This window comes from Phenylobacterium sp. RIFCSPHIGHO2_01_FULL_69_31 (assembly GCF_001824475.1).
Taxonomy (GTDB): Bacteria; Pseudomonadota; Alphaproteobacteria; order Caulobacterales; family Caulobacteraceae; genus Phenylobacterium.
The window spans coordinates 114,272-135,904 of record NZ_MHXN01000039.1 but is presented as its reverse complement, the minus strand read 5'-3'; the positions used below and the strand labels follow the sequence as shown (position 1 = coordinate 135,904).

General features: G+C 69.2%; 28 protein-coding genes. 19 read left to right on the top strand and 9 right to left on the bottom strand.

Annotated features, from left to right (window positions below):
* The first annotated feature begins 99 nt into the window (after positions 1–99).
* Entirely contained in the window at positions 100–789 is a 690-nt protein-coding gene (locus A2790_RS21160; protein WP_293396051.1) for a cell cycle transcriptional regulator TrcR, read from the top strand.
* Positions 790–932: 143 nt separating this feature from the next.
* Here A2790_RS21160 and A2790_RS21155 read toward each other — a convergent pair whose 3' ends face one another.
* The gene (locus A2790_RS21155; protein ID WP_068874636.1) at positions 933–1,106 is read right to left on the bottom strand and encodes a DUF465 domain-containing protein; all 174 of its coding nucleotides are present in this window, start codon (positions 1,104–1,106) and stop codon (positions 933–935) included.
* A gap of 130 nt (positions 1,107–1,236) precedes the next feature.
* Here A2790_RS21155 and A2790_RS21150 point away from each other — a divergent pair, with 130 nt between their 5' ends.
* The 3 genes from A2790_RS21150 to A2790_RS21140 are packed head-to-tail and all read left to right on the top strand — an operon-like array spanning position 1,237 to position 2,511.
* Entirely contained in the window at positions 1,237–1,836 is a 600-nt protein-coding gene (locus A2790_RS21150) for a UbiX family flavin prenyltransferase (protein ID WP_293396049.1), read from the top strand.
* Between the two features lie 2 nt (positions 1,837–1,838).
* Positions 1,839–2,282, top strand: coding sequence for a TIGR02444 family protein (locus A2790_RS21145; protein WP_293396047.1), 444 nt, complete (start codon positions 1,839–1,841; stop codon positions 2,280–2,282).
* A 13-nt stretch (positions 2,283–2,295) separates the two neighbouring features.
* Complete coding sequence (locus A2790_RS21140) at positions 2,296–2,511, top strand: DUF465 domain-containing protein (protein ID WP_068874639.1); 216 nt, start codon at positions 2,296–2,298, stop codon at positions 2,509–2,511.
* 3 nt (positions 2,512–2,514) lie between these two features.
* On the opposite strand, the gene A2790_RS21135 is transcribed toward A2790_RS21140, so the two are convergent.
* Entirely contained in the window at positions 2,515–3,237 is a 723-nt protein-coding gene (locus tag A2790_RS21135) for a GGDEF domain-containing protein (RefSeq protein ID WP_363081422.1), read from the bottom strand.
* A 125-nt stretch (positions 3,238–3,362) separates the two neighbouring features.
* On the opposite strand from A2790_RS21135, the gene purE reads away from it, so the two are divergent.
* From purE to A2790_RS21115, 4 genes are all read left to right on the top strand, one after another.
* A complete protein-coding gene (gene purE / locus A2790_RS21130; protein ID WP_293396044.1) occupies positions 3,363–3,842 on the top strand; it encodes a 5-(carboxyamino)imidazole ribonucleotide mutase in 480 nt (159 codons plus the stop codon).
* Positions 3,843–3,853: 11 nt separating this feature from the next.
* The gene (locus A2790_RS21125) at positions 3,854–4,933 is read left to right on the top strand and encodes a 5-(carboxyamino)imidazole ribonucleotide synthase (RefSeq protein WP_293396042.1); all 1,080 of its coding nucleotides are present in this window, start codon (positions 3,854–3,856) and stop codon (positions 4,931–4,933) included.
* 94 nt (positions 4,934–5,027) lie between these two features.
* Positions 5,028–5,414 (top strand): hypothetical protein, encoded by a 387-nt coding sequence (locus A2790_RS21120; protein ID WP_293396040.1) that lies wholly within the window; start codon positions 5,028–5,030, stop codon positions 5,412–5,414.
* Entirely contained in the window at positions 5,411–5,608 is a 198-nt protein-coding gene (locus A2790_RS21115) for a helix-turn-helix transcriptional regulator (RefSeq protein ID WP_293396038.1), read from the top strand. Before A2790_RS21120 ends, A2790_RS21115 begins: the two co-directional genes overlap by 4 nt.
* On the opposite strand, the gene A2790_RS21110 is transcribed toward A2790_RS21115, so the two are convergent.
* The gene (locus A2790_RS21110; RefSeq protein WP_293396036.1) at positions 5,599–6,294 is read right to left on the bottom strand and encodes a COQ9 family protein; all 696 of its coding nucleotides are present in this window, start codon (positions 6,292–6,294) and stop codon (positions 5,599–5,601) included. The two genes, A2790_RS21115 and A2790_RS21110, sit on opposite strands and share 10 nt — an antisense overlap.
* Positions 6,295–6,423: 129 nt before the next feature.
* On the opposite strand from A2790_RS21110, the gene rpsU reads away from it, so the two are divergent.
* From rpsU to folP, 3 genes are all read left to right on the top strand, one after another.
* On the top strand, positions 6,424–6,657 hold the full coding sequence (gene rpsU, locus A2790_RS21105; protein ID WP_068874644.1) for a 30S ribosomal protein S21: 234 nt from the start codon (positions 6,424–6,426) through the stop codon (positions 6,655–6,657).
* Between the two features lie 188 nt (positions 6,658–6,845).
* Entirely contained in the window at positions 6,846–8,732 is a 1,887-nt protein-coding gene (gene ftsH / locus A2790_RS21100) for an ATP-dependent zinc metalloprotease FtsH (RefSeq protein ID WP_293396034.1), read from the top strand.
* 115 nt (positions 8,733–8,847) lie between these two features.
* Positions 8,848–9,675: a dihydropteroate synthase gene (gene folP / locus A2790_RS21095; RefSeq protein ID WP_293396032.1), complete on the top strand. Its 828-nt coding sequence runs from the start codon at positions 8,848–8,850 to the stop codon at positions 9,673–9,675.
* Here the strand turns inward: folP and A2790_RS21090 are convergent.
* The gene (locus A2790_RS21090) at positions 9,672–9,905 is read right to left on the bottom strand and encodes a zinc ribbon domain-containing protein (protein WP_293396030.1); all 234 of its coding nucleotides are present in this window, start codon (positions 9,903–9,905) and stop codon (positions 9,672–9,674) included. The genes folP and A2790_RS21090 overlap by 4 nt on opposite strands.
* A gap of 146 nt (positions 9,906–10,051) precedes the next feature.
* On the opposite strand from A2790_RS21090, the gene thiD reads away from it, so the two are divergent.
* Complete coding sequence (gene thiD / locus A2790_RS21085) at positions 10,052–10,852, top strand: bifunctional hydroxymethylpyrimidine kinase/phosphomethylpyrimidine kinase (protein WP_293396028.1); 801 nt, start codon at positions 10,052–10,054, stop codon at positions 10,850–10,852.
* Positions 10,849–11,427, top strand: a complete 579-nt coding sequence (locus A2790_RS21080; protein WP_293396025.1) for a nucleotidyltransferase family protein — start codon at positions 10,849–10,851, stop codon at positions 11,425–11,427. Before thiD ends, A2790_RS21080 begins: the two co-directional genes overlap by 4 nt.
* On the opposite strand, the gene A2790_RS21075 is transcribed toward A2790_RS21080, so the two are convergent.
* Positions 11,415–11,840 carry a GNAT family N-acetyltransferase gene (locus tag A2790_RS21075; RefSeq protein WP_293396022.1) on the bottom strand — a complete coding sequence of 142 codons (426 nt, stop codon included), beginning with the start codon at positions 11,838–11,840 and terminating at the stop codon, positions 11,415–11,417. The two genes, A2790_RS21080 and A2790_RS21075, sit on opposite strands and share 13 nt — an antisense overlap.
* 95 nt (positions 11,841–11,935) lie before the next feature.
* On the opposite strand from A2790_RS21075, the gene A2790_RS21070 reads away from it, so the two are divergent.
* Entirely contained in the window at positions 11,936–12,751 is an 816-nt protein-coding gene (locus A2790_RS21070) for a PhzF family phenazine biosynthesis protein (protein ID WP_293396019.1), read from the top strand.
* Between the two features lie 92 nt (positions 12,752–12,843).
* Here A2790_RS21070 and A2790_RS21065 read toward each other — a convergent pair whose 3' ends face one another.
* Complete coding sequence (locus A2790_RS21065) at positions 12,844–13,224, bottom strand: hypothetical protein (protein ID WP_293396016.1); 381 nt, start codon at positions 13,222–13,224, stop codon at positions 12,844–12,846.
* Positions 13,225–13,357: 133 nt separating this feature from the next.
* Positions 13,358–15,268: an ATP-binding protein gene (locus A2790_RS21060; protein WP_293396013.1), complete on the bottom strand. Its 1,911-nt coding sequence runs from the start codon at positions 15,266–15,268 to the stop codon at positions 13,358–13,360.
* 206 nt (positions 15,269–15,474) lie between these two features.
* Here A2790_RS21060 and A2790_RS21055 point away from each other — a divergent pair, with 206 nt between their 5' ends.
* The 5 genes from A2790_RS21055 to A2790_RS21035 all read left to right on the top strand — a co-directional run bounded on the left by A2790_RS21055 (position 15,475) and on the right by A2790_RS21035 (position 20,176).
* Entirely contained in the window at positions 15,475–15,810 is a 336-nt protein-coding gene (locus A2790_RS21055; protein WP_068874656.1) for a hypothetical protein, read from the top strand.
* Between the two features lie 85 nt (positions 15,811–15,895).
* Positions 15,896–16,336: a hypothetical protein gene (locus A2790_RS21050; RefSeq protein WP_293396008.1), complete on the top strand. Its 441-nt coding sequence runs from the start codon at positions 15,896–15,898 to the stop codon at positions 16,334–16,336.
* A gap of 221 nt (positions 16,337–16,557) precedes the next feature.
* Positions 16,558–17,727 carry a phosphoserine transaminase gene (locus A2790_RS21045; protein ID WP_293396004.1) on the top strand — a complete coding sequence of 390 codons (1,170 nt, stop codon included), beginning with the start codon at positions 16,558–16,560 and terminating at the stop codon, positions 17,725–17,727.
* A 75-nt stretch (positions 17,728–17,802) separates the two neighbouring features.
* Positions 17,803–19,377 (top strand): phosphoglycerate dehydrogenase, encoded by a 1,575-nt coding sequence (serA, locus tag A2790_RS21040; protein WP_293396001.1) that lies wholly within the window; start codon positions 17,803–17,805, stop codon positions 19,375–19,377.
* 64 nt (positions 19,378–19,441) lie between these two features.
* Positions 19,442–20,176: a glutathione S-transferase family protein gene (locus tag A2790_RS21035; protein WP_293395998.1), complete on the top strand. Its 735-nt coding sequence runs from the start codon at positions 19,442–19,444 to the stop codon at positions 20,174–20,176.
* A gap of 4 nt (positions 20,177–20,180) precedes the next feature.
* On the opposite strand, the gene A2790_RS21030 is transcribed toward A2790_RS21035, so the two are convergent.
* Positions 20,181–20,444 carry a MoaD/ThiS family protein gene (locus A2790_RS21030; protein ID WP_293395995.1) on the bottom strand — a complete coding sequence of 88 codons (264 nt, stop codon included), beginning with the start codon at positions 20,442–20,444 and terminating at the stop codon, positions 20,181–20,183.
* Entirely contained in the window at positions 20,441–21,562 is a 1,122-nt protein-coding gene (locus A2790_RS21025) for a glycosyl hydrolase (protein ID WP_293395992.1), read from the bottom strand. Before A2790_RS21025 ends, A2790_RS21030 begins: the two co-directional genes overlap by 4 nt.
* Between the last annotated feature and the right edge of the window lie 71 nt (positions 21,563–21,633).

Sequence of the window (21,633 nt, the reverse complement as noted above, 5' to 3'; positions counted from 1 at the left end):
TTTTCAGGCCGGCGTAACCGGCCTATATGAAATCCCTCACCGCCCGGCCGAAAGGCCGGGCGCCTTCGTTTCTGGAATTCGCCCTCAAAGGCAAAAGCGATGACGCAAATTCTCATGCCCAAGGCGACCGCCGTGTGGCTGGTCGACAATACTTCGCTGACCTTCGATCAGATCGCCGACTTCTGCGAGCTCCACCCGCTGGAAGTGAAGGGCATCGCCGACGGCGAAGTGGCGCGCGACATCCGCGGCGCCGACCCGATCGCCAACGGCCAGCTCAGCCGCGATGAGCTTGATGCGGCCGAGAAGAACGAAAAGTACCGGATGAAGCCGCAGAAGAGCCGTCACGCCGAGCTCTTGAAGCCGGTGAAGAAGGCTCCGCGCTACACGCCGGTCTCGCGTCGTCAGGACCGCCCGGACGCCATCGCCTGGTTCATCCGCAACCACCCGGAAGTGCCGGACAGTCAGGTCGCCCGCCTGCTGGGCACGACCAAGGCGACCATCGACCAGGTGCGCAACCGCCAGCACTGGAACTCGGCCAACATCAAGCCGGTCGACCCGGTGACCCTGGGTCTCGCCAGCCAGCTCGAGCTGGACGCGGTGGTCAAGAAAGCGGCCGACAAGAAGGCCAAGGACGACGCCCGCCGCGGCATCGTCGAGCCGGAAGGCGCGACCCTGCGGCCGGCGTCCGACGTCGACCTGGTCGACGACGAGCCCGAGGTCGAGCGCGAGACGGATCTCGCGAATGTGTTCGCCAGCCGACCGGAGCTGGACGAGGACGACGAGGACTGATGGTCCCCTCCCTCCCCTGATGGGGAGGGAAAGCTCGCCCTAGGCGAGCAGGTGAGGAGGTCCGTTCCAGGGCGGAGACGTGGGGACCGGTCCACATCTCCTCACCCTGCCTGTCCCTCCCCATCAAGGGAGGGAAGAGCGCGTCAGTGGAGCTGGCCGCGGAGGGTTTCGATCTCTTCCTTCAGCCTGAGCTTCTGTCGCTTGAGTTCCTTGAGTCTGACATCGTCGGCGTAGGGCCTGCGCATCTCGTCCTGGATCGCTTGTTCCAGGGACTGGTGGCGGGATCCGAGTTCACGGATCCGGGCATCTAGCGCCATGGCGAAGAGCCTCCTCTCAGTTGGACGGCCCTAGAGTGAACACCCGCTTCCCGCGGCTGTCAGATCACATATGTTTGCAGTCGCGCGGACGAACCGCGAACGTGCGACCGTTGTTGAGGGACCCCCGCAGATGAAAGGCGACAAGCCGCGGCTGATCGTGGGGATCTCGGGCGCCTCGGGCGTCGCCTACGGCCTGCGGGCGCTGGACGCCTGCCGCGACCTGGGGATCGAAACGCACCTCGTGATGAGCCGCTCGTCGGCGCTGACCCTGGCCCAGGAGACCGAGCTGTCCCCGGCCGACGTGCAGGCCCGCGCCGACGTGGTCCACAAGGCCGGAGACGTCGGGGCCGCCATCGCCTCGGGCTCGTTCCAGACCCTCGGGATGATCGTGGCGCCATGCTCCGTGCGGACCATGAGCGAGGTGGCGACCGGCGTGACCTCGTCCCTGCTGACGCGGGCCGCAGACGTGACGCTGAAGGAGCGCCGGCCGCTCGTGCTGATGGTGCGCGAGACGCCGCTGCACCTGGGCCACCTGCGCACCATGGTGCGGCTGGCGGAGATGGGTGCGGTGATCGCCCCGCCGCTCCCGGCCTTCTACGCCAAACCCAGGAGCCTGGAGGAGATGGTCGACCAATCGGTGGGCCGTGCGCTGGACCTGTTCGGCCTGGACTGGAAGCCGGTGAAGCGCTGGGGCGAGGACATCGCCCCGATCCGCGGCAAGGACGATTGAGCATGGCGATCTGGGCGTGGGCGCTGGAGGCCTATGCGCGGCCAGGCGTGCCCGAGGCGTGCCTGCGGCTGCAGGACGAGTATGGGCAGAACACCTCCCTCCTGCTGTGGGCCGTTCGCGCCGAGGCCAGGGATCCGGACCTGCTTGCGCGGGCGGCGGCCTGCGCCCGCGCCTGGGACCGCACCGCGCTGGTTCCGCTGCGCGAGGTGCGCCGTGGGCTGAAGGCGCCGTTGCCGCCCGTCGGCGACGAGGCGCGCCTGGCGTTCCGCGAGGAGGTCAAGGTCCTGGAGCTGGCGGCCGAGCGCCTGCTGATGGAGACCCTGGACGGTCTGTCGCACGGCGGCGGTGGCGCTCATGCGCTCGAAGCTCTGGAAGCGGCGTCGAAGGCGTGGGACAAGCCCGCGCCCGCAGGCGCCCTGGCTGAACTGGCCGCCGCCCTGGGGTAGAGTGTCGGGGCCGATGATCGATTATTCCAACTTCACCGACGAGGCCCTGGAGGCCCGGCTCGCCGAGGTGCGCCAGGACCACGCCGACCTGGACGCCGCGATCCAGGCCCTGAGCAACACGACCGTGCCCGACCTGATCGTCATCGGTCGCCTGAAGCGCAAGAAGCTGGCGCTGAAGGACGAGATCGCCAGGATCGAGGACTTCCTCAACCCCGACATCATCGCCTGACCTTTAGCCGGCCTTGCGCTGGCGCTTGGCGTCGAACATGGCTGCGTCCGCCTGGGCGATCAGGGATTCCGGGTCGATCTCCGGCCCGATCTCGCGGACGCCGTAGCTGACCCGCAGGCGCGCGTCGGCGGCGCCGGGCAGGTGCAGGTCCTGTTCGATGGCGTGGGCGAGGGCGCCGGCGCGCGCCTCCGCGGCGGCCTGGTCCGCGGGCATCAGCACCACGGCGAACTCATCGCCCCCCATCCGGCCCACCACGTCGCTCTCGCGCACATTGGCGACCAGGCGTTCGGCCACGGCATGCAGGGCGGCGTCGCCGGCCGAATGCCCGAGGCGGTCGTTCAGCGCCTTGAAGCCGTCGAGATCGAAGTAGACCAGGCTCAGCGGGAAGCCGTGGCGCTGGGCGAACGTCCGGGCGCGGCCCAGCTCGCGCAGGAAGGCGCGGCGGTTCAGGAGCGGGGTCAGGGGGTCGCGATCGGCCAGGCCCTCGGCTTCCTCGAGGCGCGCCTTCAGCCGGTCGACCTCGGCCTTCAGGTCGTCGAGTTCGCCCAGCAGGCTCTGGATCGCGGCCTGGACCGCCGGGGTCATCTCGGCGCGGGTGACGCCCATGAACGTGGCGCGGTCGATCGGCTGGCTCGCGGCAAGCCCGGCCGCCGCCGCCGGCGTGGCGACGCGGCGGCGGTTGGCCGCTATGGGTTCGCTGCGTGCGCCGCCGACCTTCATCGTCATCCCCGAATGGTTAACGCCATTCGACGTCACCGCGGTTAAGGGATTCTAACCGTGGCGAGTTGTGCGGGCAAAGGCGGCGCCTATACTCCGCCGCCTTTCGGGGACGCCTTGGGATTCCACACATCATGAGCGCGCCTGTCGCCATCATCATGGGCAGCCGGTCGGACTGGCCCGTGCTGCGCCACGCCGCCGAGATGCTGGAGGGGCTGGGCGTCGCCTACGAGGCCCGGGTGGTCTCGGCCCACCGCACGCCGCAGCGGATGTACGACTTCGCCCGCGGGGCCAAGGCCGCGGGCTTCAAGGTGATCATCGCCGGCGCCGGCGGCGCGGCGCATCTGCCGGGGATGACCGCCTCCCTGACCGACCTGCCTGTGCTGGGCGTTCCCGTGGAGTCCAAGGCGCTGAAGGGCATGGACAGCCTGCTGTCGATCGTCCAGATGCCCGGCGGCATCCCGGTAGGGACGCTGGCCATCGGCGAGGCGGGCGCCAAGAACGCCGGCTTGCTGGCGGCCAGGATCCTGGCCCTGTCGGACGCCGACCTGGCGAACCGCGTCAGCGCCTTCGCCGAACAACAGACCGCGAGCGTTTCCGAGGCGGTCGAGTAGAGCAGAGACAGATGGCCACGCTTCCGCTTCCCCCCGGCTCCACCCTCGGCATCCTGGGGGGCGGGCAGCTCGGCCGCATGCTGGCGCTGGCCGCCGCGCGCCTGGGCTTCGACGTGGCCGTGCTGGAGCGCGACGCCGACAGCCCGGCCGGCCGGGTGGCGGCCCACACGATCGTCGGCGCCTACGACGACCCGGCGGCGCTGGAGCAGCTGGCCGCGGTGGCCCAGGTGGTGACCTTCGAGTTCGAGAACGTGCCCGCCGACTCGGTGCTCAAGCTCCAGTCCTTGGGTGTCGAGGTGGCGCCCGGGCCCGAGGCCCTCGCCGTGGCGCAGGACCGGATCGCCGAGAAGCAGTTCCTCAACGCCAGCGGCGCGCCGACCGTCGCGTTCTCGTCCGCCGACACGGCGGAGGAGGCCGTGGCCGCCACCGCCGCCATGGGCGCGCCCGTGCTGATGAAGACCCGCCGCGAAGGCTATGACGGCAAGGGCCAGCGCTGGGTGGAGCACGCCGCCGACGCCGCGGCCGCCTTCGCCGAACTGGGCGGGGTTCCGGTCATCCTGGAGGCTCCGGCCGACTTCGTCCGCGAGCTGTCGATCATCGCCGCGCGGGGCCGCGACGGCGCGACGGCGGTCTATCCCCTGGCCGAGAACCATCACGAGGGCGGCATCCTGCGCCGCAGCCTGGCGCCTGCCCAGGTGAGCGAGGATCTCGCCTTCCAGGCCGAGAAGATCGCCGCGCGCATCCTCAAGGGCCTGAACTACGTCGGCGTGGTGGGGATCGAGCTGTTCGAGCTGAAGGACGGCACGCTGCTGGTCAACGAGATCGCGCCGCGCGTCCACAACACCGGCCATTGGACCCAGGACGGCTGCGCGGCGGACCAGTTCGAGCAGCACATCCGCGCGGTGGCCGGCTGGCCCCTGGCGCCCACCGTCCCGCACGCCCGCGTCGAGATGCTGAACCTGCTGGGCGACGAGGCCGAGGCCTGGAGCAAGCTGGCCCACGAGCCGGACACCCGCATACACCTCTACGGCAAGCGCGATCCCAAGCCCGGCCGCAAGATGGGGCACGTGAACAAGCTCAAGGCGCTGTGAACCTTCCCTCCCCATAAGGGGAGGCAAGAGATGTCAGGTTGACCTTACATTCCTCGCATGTCAGGTTAACCTGACATTCAAGGAGCGCGCTTTCATGGCCATGGACATCGCCCACCGCCGCTACGTGACCCGGACCATCGCCTTCATGGTCCCCTACGTGGCCATCAACATCGCTGCGATCGGCGGCGCGTTCGACGATCGCAGCGCGCCGGGATCGTGGCTGTTGGGGTTGGCCGTGGCGGCCCCGGTGGTGGGCCAACTCTGGGCGACCCTGGCCCTGATGAACGACGCGGACGAGTTCGTCCGGGCCTTGACGGCCAAGCGGTTCATCCTGGCGTCGGGGGCGGCGATGGCGATCTTCACCGCCTGGGGGTTCGTGGAAGAGTACGCCCGCGCCCCGCACGTGCCGGGCTATGTGATCTACATGCTCTTCTGGCTCTGCTACGGCCTGGTCTCGCCGTTCGTGCGGACCACCCGGTGAGGAACCGGCTGAAGGACCTGCGCGCGGGCCGCGGCTGGACCCAGGCCGACCTCGGCGAGCGCCTAGGGGTCTCGCGCCAGGCGATCATCGCCATCGAGAGCGACAAGCACGATCCGTCGCTGGACCTGGCCTATCGGATCGCCGCGCTGTTCGGCGAGCCGGTGGAGACGATCTTCGAGAACCCTCACGCCTGAGGCGGTGCGCTTCCGTACCGGGCCCGGGCCAGGGTCTCAGCGGCCCCGCTGAGCCAGCGGCTCGGGCGGATGGTGGTCGTCGCTTTCCACTTTTCGAGGCTCATGACGTTCTCGATGCGCCGGTCGGCGAACTCGAGCGCCTCCTTGCGGCCCGCTGTCATGCGGATCGCCATCGCGCCGGTCAGGATCCCCGCCAGGATCGCGCGCTTTGAATAGTGATTCTCGTCCGTGGCCTCGTCTCCGGCCCAGCGCCAGAGCACGTCGGCGCTTTCCCAGGCGAGGCGGGAGCCCAGGGCCAGGTTCTGCGGCAGGGCCAGGAAGCCCATCCAGCGGCGCAGGGCCGGCTCGTCCTGGGCCGAGGCGTCGAGGCGCGCCTCCACCGCCCGGCGGATCCGCTCGCGGATCTTCAGGTTCGAGGGGTGGACCTCGGCCAGGGTCGCCAGGGCGCGGGCGTCGTGCCGGCGCGAGAGCAGGGCGGCGAGGTCGGCGGGCCCGTGCGGTATCAGGAGTTCGGTCTCGCCGGGCGACATGCCCTGGGCCTTCCCGGCCAGCACGGCGGTGCGCCGGGTCCACCCGTGGACCGGCGCCAGTTTCAGCGTTTCGTCGAGGAGCGCCTGTTCGGCGGCTTCGGCCCAGTCCTGCGCGGCGATGATCATGGTTGCTTTGTACGGCGAACGCGTGGACATCGCATCCGCCTTCTGCTAATTGCCCGCGCTCAAACCCGAAGGGTCACACCTTCGGGCGATCCATTTTTGCACGCTCGCCGCCTTTTGCCGGTCGAGGCGGGCGGCTAGCGTTACGCAGGAGAGGTTCCTCTGGTTCAGATTTTCGTCCGCGACAACAACGTCGATCAGGCCCTGAAGGCGCTGAAGAAGAAGATGCAGCGCGAAGGCTCGTTCCGCGAAATGAAGCGGCACGTCCACTACGAGAAGCCGTCGGAAAAGCGCGCCCGCCAGAAGGCGGAAGCCGTGCGCCGCGCCCGCAAGCTGGCCCGCAAGCGCGCCCAGCGCGAAGGCCTGATCGCCGCGCCGAAGAAGCCGACGCGCTGATTTGATCCAGGTCTAAAACCTGGCACGAATGATGCTTATTTGAAGGGCTGCGCCACCGGCGCGGCCCTTTTTGCGTATACGGCTAAGGCGCGATGTACGGTCGCGGGCGGCCGGCGTTTAATGGTCTATCACCGGTCGGCGTCCTATCTTGTGGGCCTGACCGCCGCTTTCGAGGGATCTGTCCTCATATGAACATGCGAAATCTCGTCATCTGGGGCGTCATCGTCGTCGTCCTGATTGGCCTCTACAGCATGATGACGGGTGGCGGCCGCGGGGCCGCCGGGGCCCACGAGGTCACCTACTCGCAGCTTCTCTCGAAGGTGAACGCCGGCGAGGTGAAGAAGGCCGAGATCCAGGGCCCGATGGTCCAGGTGACCGACCAGTCGAACCGCACCTTCCGGGCCGTGACGCCCAACAACCAGGACGACCTGGTGAAGCGGCTGGAGTCGCAGGGCGCCGACATCACGGTGAAGGCCGCCGGTGGGATCACGCTGGTGGGCCTGCTGCTGAATTCGCTGCCGATCCTGCTGCTGATCGGCGTCTGGATCTTCTTCATGCGCCAGATGCAGGGTGGGGCCCGTGGGGCCATGGGCTTCGGCAAGTCCAAGGCGCGCCTGCTCACCGAGAACAAGAACCGCGTCACCTTCGAGGACGTGGCCGGCGTGGACGAGGCCAAGGAAGAGCTGACGGAAATCGTCGACTTCCTGAAGGACCCGCAGAAATTCCAGCGCCTGGGCGGCAAGATCCCCAAGGGCGCGCTGCTGATCGGCCCGCCCGGCACCGGTAAGACCCTGATCGCCCGCGCCGTCGCGGGTGAGGCGGGCGTGCCGTTCTTCACCATCTCGGGCTCGGACTTCGTGGAGATGTTCGTGGGCGTCGGCGCCAGCCGCGTGCGCGACATGTTCGAACAGGCCAAGAAGAACGCCCCCTGCATCATCTTCATCGACGAAATCGACGCCGTGGGCCGCCATCGTGGCGCGGGCCTGGGCGGCGGTAACGACGAGCGCGAGCAGACGCTGAACCAGCTGCTGGTCGAGATGGACGGCTTCGAGGCGAACGAAGGGATCATCCTGATCGCCGCCACCAACCGTCCCGACGTGCTGGACCCGGCCCTGCTGCGTCCCGGCCGCTTCGACCGCCAGGTCGTGGTGCCGAACCCCGACATCAACGGCCGCGAGCGCATCCTGCGCGTCCACATGAAGAACGTGCCCCTGGCGGCCGACGTGGACGTGAAGGTCATCGCCCGCGGCACCCCCGGCTTCTCGGGCGCCGACCTGGCCAACCTGGTCAACGAGGCCGCCCTGATGGCCGCCCGCAAGAACCGCCGCATGGTCACCATGCGCGACTTCGAGGACGCCAAGGACAAGGTGATGATGGGCGCCGAGCGGCGGTCCATGGTCATGACCGAGGACGAAAAGAAGCTCACCGCCTATCACGAGGGCGGTCACGCCCTGGTGGCCCTGTCGGTGCCCGCCACCGACCCGGTGCACAAGGCCACGATCATTCCGCGGGGCCGCGCCCTGGGCATGGTCATGCAGCTGCCGGAACGGGACAAGTTCTCGATGTCCTACGAGCAGATGACCTCGCGCCTGGCCATCCTGTTCGGCGGCCGCGTCGCCGAGGAGATCATCTTCGGCAAGGACAAGATCACTTCCGGCGCCTCGTCCGACATCAGCCAGGCCACCAAGCTGGCCCGGGCGATGGTGACCAAGTGGGGCTTCTCGGAGCGCCTGGGCTCGGTCGAGTACGGCGAGAACCAGGAAGAGGTGTTCCTGGGCCACTCGGTCGCGCGCAACCAGAACGTCTCAGAAGAGACCGCCAAGATCATCGACGAAGAGGTCCGGCGGCTGGTGGAGAGCGGCGAGAGCGAAGCGCGCCGTATCCTGACCGAGAAGCTGGACGACCTTCACACCCTGGCCAAGGCCCTCCTCGAGTACGAGACCCTGACCGGCGACGAGATCGTCAATGCGCTGAAGGGCGTCCCGCCCCACCGCGACGAGAGCGAGGCCAAGCGCCCCACCGGTCCGTCCGTGGCGGTGCCCATCTCGCCCAAGCCCAGCGCCGAACCGGCTTAAGGGTCCAGGCCAGAGGTAAAGACAAGGGCGGTCGCGCAGGCGGCCGCCCTTTTCGTTTGTGGCGCGCCGCAGCGCTTTCTTCCGTCGCGGCGCTGGCGCTATGACGGCCGGGCGCATGAACGTTTCACCACCGACCCTCGCCCGCCCAAAGGTCATGGGCATCGTCAACGCGACGCCGGACAGCTTCTCCGACGGCGGTCGCTTCCTCGCGCCTGAGGCGGCGCTGGCGCAGGCGCGACGGCTCATCGCCGACGGCGCCGACATTCTGGATATCGGGGCGGAATCCACGCGGCCCGGGGCCGACCCCGTCCCCGCTGAGGTCGAGATCGAGCGCCTCGTCCCCCTGATCAAGGCGCTCCGAGCCGAGAGCGACGTGCCGATCTCGGTCGACACCATGAAGCCGCAGGTGGCGCGAGCGGCGATGGCGGCCGGGGCCGGCATCTGGAACGACGTGGCGGCGCTTCGCTACGCGCCCGAAAGCCTGGCCGCCGCCGCCGAGCTGGGCTGCGAGGTGGTGCTCATGCACATGCAGGGCGAGCCGCGCACCATGCAGGCCGAGCCGCGCTACGACGACGTTGTCGCCGAGGTCGCGGCCTTCCTGGCCCAGCGGGCCGAGGCGGCCATGGCGGCGGGGGTGGCGCGCGAGAAGATCTGGCTGGATCCCGGCATCGGCTTCGGCAAGCACCCGCTGCGCCACAACCTGCCGCTGCTCGCGGGGCTGGATCGGATCGTCGCCCTAGGCTTCCCGGTGCTGCTGGGCGCCAGCCGCAAGGCGTTCATCGGCGCCCTCGACCCCGGCGCGGCGGTGGATAAGCGCCTGGGCGGCTCGATCGCGGCGGCCCTGGCTGGCGCGTCGGCGGGCGTGGCGGCGGTGCGCGTGCACGACGTGCGTGAGACGGTTCAGGCCCTGACCGTGCAGGCGGCGATCGCTGGTGGACGCTAGCGTGCGGCCTTGACCCTGGGATGATCCCGCCAGGCCGGCAGGGTCGCCATGTGGGCGAGAGTGTCGCGTTCGGCGGCCGCGCGGTCGCCGCCCACTTCGCGCAACCGCCATTCCACCATGCGGCTGAACCGGGTGTCGAAGTCCTGCAGCGCCCCGTTGTCGTCGACGCAGTACTGACAGTAGCGCCCGTCCTCGATCGGCATGCCGCAGCTCTCGCAGGGGTGGGTCATGGGCCGGATTCTCCGCTTTTCACATCACTTGCCCGCATGAGCCCCCGTCCGCCATGAGCCGGATCAAGGCGGCGCAGGCGCTGCCGGTTGGGGATAGTTCGCAAATCCGGATGCACTTTGCCGCCCGGGCGTCCTAACTGCGAGACATGCAGAACCTTGGCCGCGTCCTGATCATCGCCGGCTCCGACAGCGGGGGCGGGGCGGGCATCCAGGCCGACATCAAGACGGTCACGGCGCTGGGCGGCTATGCGGCCACCGCGATTACGGCGGTCACGGTCCAGAACACCCTCGGCGTCACCGGCGTCCATCCAATCCCGCTCGACGTGGTGGAGGCGCAGGCGCGGGCGGTCCTGTCCGACATCGGCGCCGACGCCATCAAGACCGGCATGCTGGGTGACGCCGCCACGGTCGAACTGGTGGCCCGGCTCCTGGACGAGGCGGCGGTCCCGGCGGCGATCGATCCGGTGATGGTGGCCAAGGGGGGCGCCTCGCTGCTGGCGGCCGATGCGGTGGCCGCGGTCCGCGAGCTGTTGATCCCGCGCGCCACGCTGCTGACGCCCAACGCGCCCGAGGCGGAGGCGCTGACCGGGCTGGCAGTCGCGACCACCGACGACCTCCGCCGCGCCGGCGACGCGCTGCTCAAGGCGGGCGCGAAGGCGGTGCTGATGAAGGGCGGTCACGTGCCGGGCGAGCGCGTGGTGGACGTTCTAATGACGGCGCAGGGCGACACCGCCTTCGAAGGCGAGAGGATCGAGAGCCGGCACACCCACGGCACCGGCTGCACCCTGGCCTCGGCCTGCGCCGTCGGCCTCGCCCAGGGATTGCCCCTAGTCGCGGCGGTGGCGCGGGCCTGGGACTATGTCCACGAGGCGATGCTGCGCGCGCCCGGCCTGGGCGCCGGCCACGGACCGCTGGACCACGCCTGGCCGCTGCGGGGGCGTGCATGAGCCTGGAGCGCCGCCTCGAGGACGTTCTGCGCCAGTCCGCGCCGCTGATGCGGGTGCTGACGACCCTGCGCGAGCTGGACCTGCCGGACTGGCTGCTGTTCTCGGGCGCGGTGTACCAGCGGGTCCTGAATCACCTGGGCGGCCGCGACCTGGACTACGGGATCAAGGACTACGACGTCGGCTATTTCGATGGGTCGGACATTTCCTACGAGGCCGAGGACGTGGTGATCCGGCGCGTGGCGGCGGCGTTCGAACCGCCGCTCCGCGAGATGGTGGAAGTGCGCAACCAGGCGCGGGTCCACGTCTGGTTCGAGGGCAAGTTCGGCGAGCCCTATGCCCCGCTCTCCAGCTCGGCTGAGGCGCCTGAGCGGTTCGTCAGTCCGATGTTCGCCGTGGGAGTGAAGCTGGAGCCCGACGACCGCCTCAGCATGGTGGCGCCCTTCGGCCTGGAGGATCTGTTCGCCCGGCGGCTGCGGCCCAATCCCAACGGGCCTTCCGCCAACTTCCCGCGCATCGCCGCCTCCGCCAAGGCCCGCTGGCCGGAGATCGAGGTGGTCGCCGATCAGCGCCGATAGACCTCGGGGTCGCGGATCTCCATCCAGTTTTCCACGCTCGTCAGGTCGGTGAAGCCGAACTGCCGGTACAGGCCGTGGGCGTCGCGCGTGGCCAGGTGCAGGCGGCGGAAGCCCTGCAGATCCGGGTGCGCCCGGAGGTAGGCCATGATCTGCTTGCCGAGGCCTGCGCCGCGGTGGCCTGCGTCCACAAAGACGTCGCAGACCCAGCCGAAGGTGGCCCGGTCGGTGACCACCCGCGCCATGGCCGCCATGGTCCCGTCCGGCGCATAGGCGCCCACGACCAAGCTGTTGGCGCAGGACCTGGCGAAGGTCTCCAGCGGGATGCCCTCGGCCCAGTAGCTCTCGGTCGAGATCCAGCGATGCGCCCGGGCCAGGTCGAACCGCGCGGGATCGTCGCTCACCTCGTAGGTCATCGAACCCCTCCTGCCGGTCCGCCGCGCCGGAACTGGCCCTTGCCGCCCCGGTCGTCCCGACGCAAGTCCTGGGGCCGTTTTCGAGGAGGCCAGTCTTGCGCCAGTGGACCGTCGACGCCTTTGCCGACCGCCCGTTCCGGGGGAACCCCGCCTGCGTGGTCGAGCCCTTCGCCGCCTGGCCGGACGCAGCCTGGATGCAGGCCCTCGCGGCCGAGAACAACCAGGCGGAGACCGCCTTTCTTCTGCGGACCGACGATCCGGCCCGGTTCGGCCTGCGCTGGTTCACGCCGCTGCTGGAGGTGCCGCTGTGCGGCCACGCGACCCTGGCGGCGGGCCATGCGCTCTTCGCCGAGCTCGGCGTCGCTGCGGACCGGCTCACCTTCGACACCAATTCCGGCGCCCTGACGGTCGCGCGGGCCGGCGAGGGGTATGAGATGGACTTCCCCGCCCAGCCGCCGGTGCAGACCGCGGTCCCGGCGGGTCTCGCCGAAGCGCTGGGTGCCGAGCCCAGCGAGGTGTGGGCCTCGTCCTATCTGGTCGCCCTGTTCGACGACGAAGGGACAGTGCGGAATCTGACGCCGGACATCCCGGCGCTGAACCGCATCTCCGGCGAGGCGACCGGCGGCCGCGGCAACGTCGGCGTGGCGGCGCTGGCGAAGGCCGGGCCCCACGATGTGGTCGACCGGTTCTTCGCTCCCGGCTCTGGGATTCCCGAGGATCCCTGCACGGGATCGCTTCACTGTATCCTGGCGCCGCTCTTCGCGCAGAAACTGGGCCGTGCGACCGTGCGCTTCCACCAGGCCTATCCCGGCCGGGGCGGTGACCTGGAGTGCGAGCACCGCGGCGATCGCGTCCTGCTGCGCGGCCGGGCGGTGACGATGATGGAAAGCACGCTGCGCGCAGAGCCCTGAAGGCGCAGGGTCCAGAACGCGCAGACGCCCCCGAAGCCGAGGCTCCGGGGGCGTCCAGTCTCCGCCGAGAGGGCGGGTGTCAGGCGCCGCGGTTAGCGGCGATGGCCGTAGCCGTACCCGTACTCCCGATCGTGCGTCTGGCGCCCGATGCGGGTGTCGAGGCGGTCGAAGCGGCGGTCGAGGTCGGCGCGCTCCCAGCTGTTCAGGCCGTTGACGCGGTAGCGGGCCTCGATGCGGGCGATATTCCGCGCCTGGTCGCGCAGGTCAGCCGCTTCGCCGCGGGTAAGGGCGCCCGTCCGGACGCCCCAGGCGATCCGGCGGTTCAGCTCGTCCTGACGCTGGTTCAGGTTGTAGGCGCCGCGGTCGTGCCGCGCGTGCTCGTAACGATCGTAGGGCTGGGCCGTGGCGATGGCCGGGGCGGCGACGGCCGTCACGGCAGTGACGGCGGCCAGAGCGGCGATCAGGGTCTTCATGTCTGGTCTCCTTAGTCCGTGTCGACCGGGGGTCGGCCTTCAGTGACGACAAGAGACCACGCCGCGCCTGACGCGCGTCTGAGCCTCGCCGTTGGGCGAGGTTCACCTAGATTGCAGGACGTTCAGCTGGCGGTCAGGCCGCCGCGCCGGCCCGGGACGCGCCCGCACCGCCGGTCGCGGCGGCGTTAAGCACCGCGGAGATGGCGTCGTAGAGCTTGGCGATCTCGATCGGCTTGGCGACGTGGGCGTCCATGCCGACCGCGAGGTACTCCTCGACCTGGTGCGTCAGGGCGTTGGCGGTCAGGGCCACGATGGGCGTGCGGCGGCGGCCGGTGGTCTTCTCAGCCTCGCGGATGGCGGAGGCGGCGGTGATGCCGTCCATCACCGGCATCTGGATGTCCATCAGGATCAGGTCGTAGCTGCCCGTGCGCCAGGCCTCCACGGCTTCGCGGCCGTCCGGGACGATGTGCACCTCGATGCCAAGCGAGCCCAGAACCGCCGCCAGCACCTGCTGGTTGGTCGGATTGTCCTCGGCGGCCAGCAGGCGCAGGTCGCCGTCGTCGGAGGACTGTGCGGACTCGTTCCCGTCGGCCGACGCCGGGCGCCCGCGGCTCAGCGGCAGTTCGACCGTGAAGGTCGATCCCTGGCCCTCGAGGCTCTCCACATTGATCGAGCCGCCCATCATCTGGGTCAGCTCGCGGCAGATCGCTAGACCCAGGCCCGTGCCGCCGAAACGCCGGGTGGCCGAATTGTCCGCCTGGGTGAACTTCTCGAACAGGCTGGGCAGCTTCTCGGGCGAGATGCCGACGCCCGTGTCGCGCACCACGATCCGCAGGCCGCCGGCGGCGTTGACGTCCACCGTCGCGCCGACCGAGCCCTGCGGCGTGAACTTCACCGCGTTGGACAGCAGATTGCCGATGATCTGGCGCAGGCGGTCCGCGTCGCCGCGCCACCAGCCCTTGGCCTCTTCGGCGATCGTGACCGAGAAGCCCAGGCCTTTCGCGCGCGCCATGATCTCGAAGTTCTCGCGCGCGCCGTCGATGGCGACCTCGGCGTCGAAGTCCTCCTCGAACAGGTTCAGCTTGCCGGCCTCGATCTTGGACAGGTCGAGCACGTCGTTCAGCACGGCCAGCAGCAGGCCGCCCGAGCGGCGGATCACGTCGAGCCGGTCGCGCTGCACCTGGTCGAGCTGGCCCAGGGCCATGACTTCGGCCATCGCCAGGACACCGTTGAGCGGCGTGCGGATCTCGTGGCTCATGTTGGCCAGGAACTGGGTCTTCAGCACATTGGCGGCGTTGGCGGCGTCGCGCGCCAGCTCCAGCTCGCGCATCGCGCGCTTCAGGTCGTCCTCGCGCTCGCCCAGCTTGCCCAGCAGGTGGTTGAAGCTCTCGGTGAGGCTCTGGAACAGCTCGTCCGAGGCGTCGACCTTGACGGGGGTGAAGCTGCCGCCGGCGGCGACCTCATGCATGGCCTGCGACAGGCTCTGCACCGGCTGGATCACCCGGTGCGCCAGGCTGCGGGCCAGGAACAGCGCTACGCCGACGCCGCCGAACAGCAGGACGAAGGTCAGGGCGATGAACTGCGGCAGCATCGGCCGGAGCGACGGCTGTTCGACCGTCAGGGTGAACTGGCCGACCGTCCGACCGTCCAGAACGATGGGACGGGTGAGGGCCTCCGTGGCGCCCGTGGCGGGCTCGGGGCTCTTGAAGCTGGCAAGCTCGCGGCCGGTGCTGTCCACGACGTGGGCGGAGACGACGTCCTTGCTGGCCTGCACCGCGGCGATGGCGCGGTTGAGGTCGATGCGGCTGGCGGGCGCCATCGAGGGGCCCGCCATCTGGGCGGCGATCTCGGTCAGGCCTTCGTGGAACTTGTGGGATTGCGTGCGGGCGATGGCCCACTGCTGCAGCATGAAGGTCAGGCAGGCGGCGACCAGGACCACCACCGTGGTGATCAGCCCGACGCCGGCCACGCGCGCATGGAACGTCGCCGTCGGGGCCGCGCTCTTCGGCGCGCCGTTTCCAGACGTGTCCCCCGGCAGGTTCATGCCCGCAGGGATAGACCGATAGTCCTAACGCTTCGCTTCCGTCGCGGCGGGCAGTTTGCCGCCTTTTCACTCAAAACTGTGCCTTTGGCGCCACGCTACAACTGGCCGCATCAGAAAACATGGTTAACGAGTCCTGAATCCATTGCGTGCGCAGTAACCTTTGCTTTACCTTAACGAGTGTCGGGTAACTTAAGGGGTGTATCCACATGGAAAAAGCGTTCGTGGCCCAACGCGTGGCCAACAAGCTCTTCTCGACGGAGGCCGCGGTCGACGGCGCTCTGATCGAAGCTACTGAACTGATGGGCGAAATGCTCAAGGCTCGCCAGGACGTGAAGACCTCGCTGGTCTTCGCCGACGACGTGCAAGTCAAGATGATGGAAGCCATGAAGGCGCTCAGCGAAGCTCGCTCCGCCATGGTCGCCGTCCACAACGAACTGAACGAAGCGAAGCTTCGCCTGGGCATCCGCACGAAGATGAGCGGCATGGACAAGCCGGCCGAAGGCGCGGTTCGTCACCAGACGACCATGCGCGAGGTCGGTTAACCGACCTTTCCGTCGGTTACCTGACGGATCATTGCAATAGATTAACTGGTTAGGCGCCTCTAATTCGCATTAGGGGCGCTTAATCATGCCAGACATCTCCGTCCGATTGCTGATCAACGCCTTCTCCGTCCTGGGCGCGCTCTTCGCGCTCTGGAAGGGCGGTAAGGCTGAGCGCGCGGCGGGGGTCATCGTTCTGGTGAACGCCCTGATCGGCGAGGCCAGCCACTGGCTCGCCCCCGCTAGCGACGACATCATCCGCCTCGTCAACGACGGCCTCACCGCCCTCGGCCTGCTTGTGGTGACGGTCCGTTACGTCGCGCCGTGGATGGGCGGGGTGATGCTGTTCTTCGCCGCCCAGTTCGCCATGCATTCGTACTACATGGTGACCGAGCGGCCGACCGGCGATTATCTCAACGCCTTGATCAACAACATCAATTTCAGCGGCATCAGCTGGTGCTTGGTCATCGGCACGATCGTGGCCTGGCGGCGTCGCGCAAAGGCGAGCGCGTCGCAGGCCGCCGCCTAAACCCAGCGTCCCGCGCCCCCGGGGGTCCGCGCGTCCGCGGGCAGCTCCTGCGCCTGGACCATATTGACGCAGGCGGGCTCAGCTGCGCCTCGGCGGCAGCCTGCCTTCACAGGTCGTTAGAAAAGTTTCTCTTGCGCTGCAGCACAAACGAGCGCCTTTGGCCGGCGGGCCACGCCCTCCCAACGGGGCGCTGCTCATCTGCAAGGATGGGAGACATCGCTATGAATACCACGCCGAAGCCGGCCATGCGTCCGGCTCGCCCCGAGTTCTCTTCCGGCCCGTGCGCCAAGCGCCCCGGATGGAATCCCGAAAATCTCAGCAACGCCGTCCTCGGCCGTTCGCACCGGTCGAAGATCGGCAAGGCGCGCCTGAAGGAAGCCATCGACCGCACCCGCGAGGTGCTGGGCGTGCCCGACGACTACCTCGTCGGCATCGTGCCCGGCTCCGACACCGGCGCCGTCGAGATGGCCCTGTGGTCGATGCTGGGTCCGCGCCTGGTGCAGCTGCTGGCCTTCGAAAGCTTCGGCAAGGACTGGGTGACCGACGTCACCAAGCAGCTGAAGATCGAGGCCGAGGTGCTGGACGCGCCCTACGGCCAGCTTCCCGACCTCTCGAAGGTCCGCAAGGACGCCGACTTGGTCTTCACCTGGAACGGCACCACCTCGGGCGTCCGGGTGCCGAACGCCGACTTCATCGCCGCGGACCGCGAAGGCATCACGATCTGCGACGCGACCTCGGCCGCCTTCGCCCAGGACCTGGACTGGCCCAAGCTCGATGTCGTCACCTTCTCCTGGCAGAAGGCCCTGGGCGGCGAGGCCGCGCACGGGGTCCTGATCCTGTCGCCGCGCGCCGTGGCCCGTCTCGAGAGCTACAGCCCGCCGTGGCCCATGCCGAAGCTGTTCCGCATGACCAAGGGCGGCAAGGTGACGCTCGACCTGTTCGAAGGCGCCACCATCAACACGCCCTCGATGCTGGCCGTCGAGGACGCGGTTGATGCGCTGAAGTGGGCCGCCGCCATCGGCGGGTTCACGGAGATGAAGCGCCGGGCCGACGCCAACCTGGCGGTGCTGGACGCCTGGGTCGCCAAGACCGACTGGGTCGCCTTCCTGGCCGAGACGGCGGACATCCGCTCCAACACCTCCGTGTGCCTGAAGGTGGTCGACCCGCGGGTCACCGGCCTGTCGGCCGACGCCCAGGCCGACTTCGCCAAGAAGCTGGCCGCGGTGCTGGAAAAGGAGGGCGTGGCCCTCGACGTCGGCGGCTATCGCGACGCCCCTCCCGGTCTGCGGATCTGGTGCGGCGCCACGGTCGAGACCTCCGACCTCGACGCGCTGACGCCCTGGCTCGACTGGGCCTTCGCCTCCGTCGTCGCCGACCTGCAAGCCGCCTAAGCGCGGCTCCACGCCCCCATCGACACATCACCCCTCCCGGCGCGGCCGGGAGGGCGTCTCCCGAGGAGATTCACCATGCCCCGCGTGCTCATCGCCGATAAGCTCAGCCCCGCCGCCATCGACATCTTCAAACAGCGCGGCGTCGACGTCGACGTGAAGACCGGCCTGCCCAAGGACGAATTGCTGAAGATCGTCCACGAGTACGACGGCATCGCCATCCGCTCGGCCACCAAGGTCGACAAGGACGTGATCGCCGCCGCCAAGAACCTGAAGGTCGTCGCCCGCGCCGGCATCGGCGTCGACAACGTCGACATCCCCGCCGCCACCGCCGCCGGCGTGGTGGTCATGAACACCCCGTTCGGCAACTCGATCACCACCGCCGAGCACGCCATTGCGATGATGTTCGCCCTGGCCCGCCAGCTGCCCGCCGCCGACCAGTCGACCCAGGCCGGCAAGTGGGAGAAGAACCGGTTCATGGGCGTGGAGCTCTACGCCAAGACCCTGGGCCTCATCGGGGCCGGCAATATCGGCGGCATCGTCGCCGACCGGGCGCTGGGCCTGAAAATGAAGGTGGTCGCCTACGACCCCTTCCTCTCGCCCGAACGCGCCGTCGAGATCGGCGTGGAGAAGGTCGAGCTGGAGGAGCTGCTGGCCCGGGCCGACATCATCACCCTGCACACCCCGCTCACCGACAAGACGCGCAACATCCTGTCGGCCGAGAACCTCGCCAAGACGAAGAAGGGCGTCCTGATCGTCAACTGCGCCCGCGGCGGCCTGGTGGACGAGGCGGCGCTGCGCAAGCTGCTGGACGAGGGGCATGTCGGCGGCGCGGCCTTCGACGTGTTCGTGGAGGAGCCGGCCAAGGAGAACCCGCTGTTCGGCGCCGAGAACTTCATCGCCACCCCGCACCTGGGCGCCTCGACCAATGAGGCCCAGGAGAACGTTGCGCTGCAGGTGGCCGAGCAGATGAGCGACTATCTGCTCACCGGCGCGGTCACCAACGCCCTGAACAGCCCCTCGGTCACCGCCGAGGAGGCCCCGCGCCTGAAGCCCTTCGTGGCCCTGGCCGAGAAGCTGGGCGCCCTGGCCGGCCAGATGGTCGACTTCGGCATCAAGTCGGTGGACATCGCCTTCGAGGGCGAGGTGTCCAAGCTCAACACCCGCCCGCTGAGCGCCGCGGCCCTGGCCGGCGTGCTGCGGCCGATGCTGGCCGAGATCAACATGGTCTCGGCCCCGGCGGTGGCGAAGGAGCGCGGCATCACCGTCTCGGAGAGCAAGCAGGACGACTCGCCGATCTACGAGAGCCTGGTGCGCATCACCGTCACGACCGAAAAGGGCAAGCGCTCGTTCGCCGGGACGGTCCAGGCCGGCGCGCCCCGGGTGGTCGAGGTGAAGGGCATGGACCTGGACGCCCCGTTCGCGCCGCGGATGCTGTACATCAACAACCTGGACAAGCCGGGCTTCATCGGCGCGCTGGGCGGCCTGCTGGGCGAGGCGGGCGTCAACATCGCCACCTTCAACCTGGGCCGCATCGACGCGGGCGACGACGCCATCGCCCTGGTGGGCGTGGACCAGGAGCCCACCGAGGCGCTGCTGGCCAAGATCCAAGGCCTGCCGCACGTGAAGGAAGCTCGCGCGCTCCGCTTCTGACCAACTGGCCCTTGCGCCTGCGATCCGAGGTCACAACCTGAGCCTCGGGTCGCAGGAGGGGTTCGTGAAGGTCATCGGCAGCTACGTCAGTCCATATGTGCGCAAGGTGCTCGCATGCCTTGCGCTGAAGGGGCTGACCTATGAAATCGACCCGATCACGCCCTTCTTCGGCGACGACGATTTCAGCCGGATGAGCCCCCTGCGCCGGATACCTGTCCTGCTGGATGGGGATCTGCAGCTCTGCGACTCCTCGGTGATCTGCGCGTACCTGGACGAAGCCTATCCCGGCCATCCTCTGTTGCCGGCGGACCCGCGCGCCCGCGCCCGCGCTCGCTGGCTGGAAGAGTTCGCCGACACCCGCATGGGAGATGTCTTCATCTGGGGGCTTTTCTACCCGCTGTTCGCCCACCCTGCCGTGTGGAACGAGCCCGGCGATCAGGCGCGCGTGGACAAGACGCTGGCCGAAGACGCTCCGGCGGTGCTGAACTACCTCGAGGGCGAGGTCCCGGTGGAAGGTTTCCTGTTCGGAACGATCGGGCTGGCCGACATCGCGCTCGGCGCCTTCTTCCGCAATGCCGGCTTCGTCGGGTTCGCCATCGATGATCGCTGGCCGCTCACAGCGGCCTATGTGGCGCGGGTCCTGGCCCACCCGGCGCTGGCGGATCTGCGCCGGTTCGAGGACGCGCAGATCGCGGCCACCCCGGCCGGCCGCCGCGCCGCGCTCGCGGCGGTCGGCGCCCCGCTTTCCGCCGAGACGGTCGCGACGCCCACGCCCCGTAAGGGGATCATGTCGCTCTAGGCCTTTAGCCGCCCGACAGGGCCCCGAAGATCAGAAGTTCGCCGCCGGACGGGACGGGCGCCGCAGTCGTGCGCGCCTCGTCCTGCCCGACGAAGATCCGCATGTGCCGGCGGATGCGGTCCTGCTCGTCGATAACGCGGAACTTGAGGCCAGGGTAGCGGCGGTCGAGGTCGTCCAGCGCCTGGCCGACCGTCGCGCCTTCGGCCTCCACCCGCGTCGCGCCGTTGGTGTAGGCGATCAGCTGCGAGGGGATCGAGACGCGGATCATCCGGCCGGGACCGCCGATATCGAGTAGATCTCGGGCAGGTGGGCGGCGATCTGGCGCCAGCTTTCGCCCTCGTCGCCGCTCATCCAGATCTCCCCGCCGGTGGTGCCGATGTAGAGCCCCATCGGATCGGCGGCGTCGGCGCAGAAGGCCTGGCGCTTCACCGTGAACCAGCCCTGTTCGGTCGGGAAGCCGCGATCCTGCCGCTCCCACGAGGCGCCCCCATCGCGCGTACGATAGGCGGCGGGCCGTCCACCCGGACTGGTGCGCGGCCAGACCTCGGTGCCGTCCATCGGCCAGATCCAGGCCGTGTCGCGATCGCGGGCGTGCGGCACGATCGTGAAGCCGATGTCGCCGATCTCCTTGGGCATGGCCTCGCCAATCCGCTCCCAGCGCTCGCCCGGACGGTCCAGGCGATAGACGCCGCAGTGGTTCTGTTGCCAGAGCCGGTCGGGGTCGGTGGGCGCCAGGGCCACAAAGTGGCTGTCCTGGCCGAACTCGGGATAGGGGTCCGGCAGGAAGTCGCAGCGGACGTTCCGGTTCAGCGGCCGCCAGGTCGCGCCCTGGTCCGTGGTCTCCAGCACGCCGGCCGAACAGGTGGCCAGATACATGTGACGGGCGTCGCGCGGGTCGACGATCACCTGGTTCAGGATCGCCCCGTCCGGGGTGCCGCCTTGAGGGGGGAACCAGTCCATGACCTGCGGATGGCTGTTCAGCCCCTCGACGCTCTCCCAGGTGTCGCCGCCGTCAGCGCTGCGGAACAGTCCGGGTGGCGAGACGCCGGCCCACCAGACGCCGGGTTCTTCCGTGTGGCCGGGCTCCAGCCAGAACGAATGGTCCACTGAGCGGCCGTGAGGATCGCCCTTCGGGAAGGCGGGCGGGCGGCTGGCCTCGCTCCAGGTCGCGCCGCCGTCGGTGGAGCGAAGGATGGTCGGCCCCAGGTGGCCGGTGGAGGCCGCCATCAGCAGGGTGCGGCCGTCGCGCGGGTCTCGGACGAAGTGGTTGACGATCTGCCCCAGGAACATCGGTCCCTCGACCTGCCAGGCTTCCCGGGCCGCGTCGCTGCGATAGATCCAGGCGCCTTTGCGGGTGCCCACGAGCAGTTGGATGGCTTCGGTCATCTGATCACCTCCCAACCCGAGGACGTGCGAGGCCAGGCTATTCCGACAACACGATCTGCGAAATCCGCGAC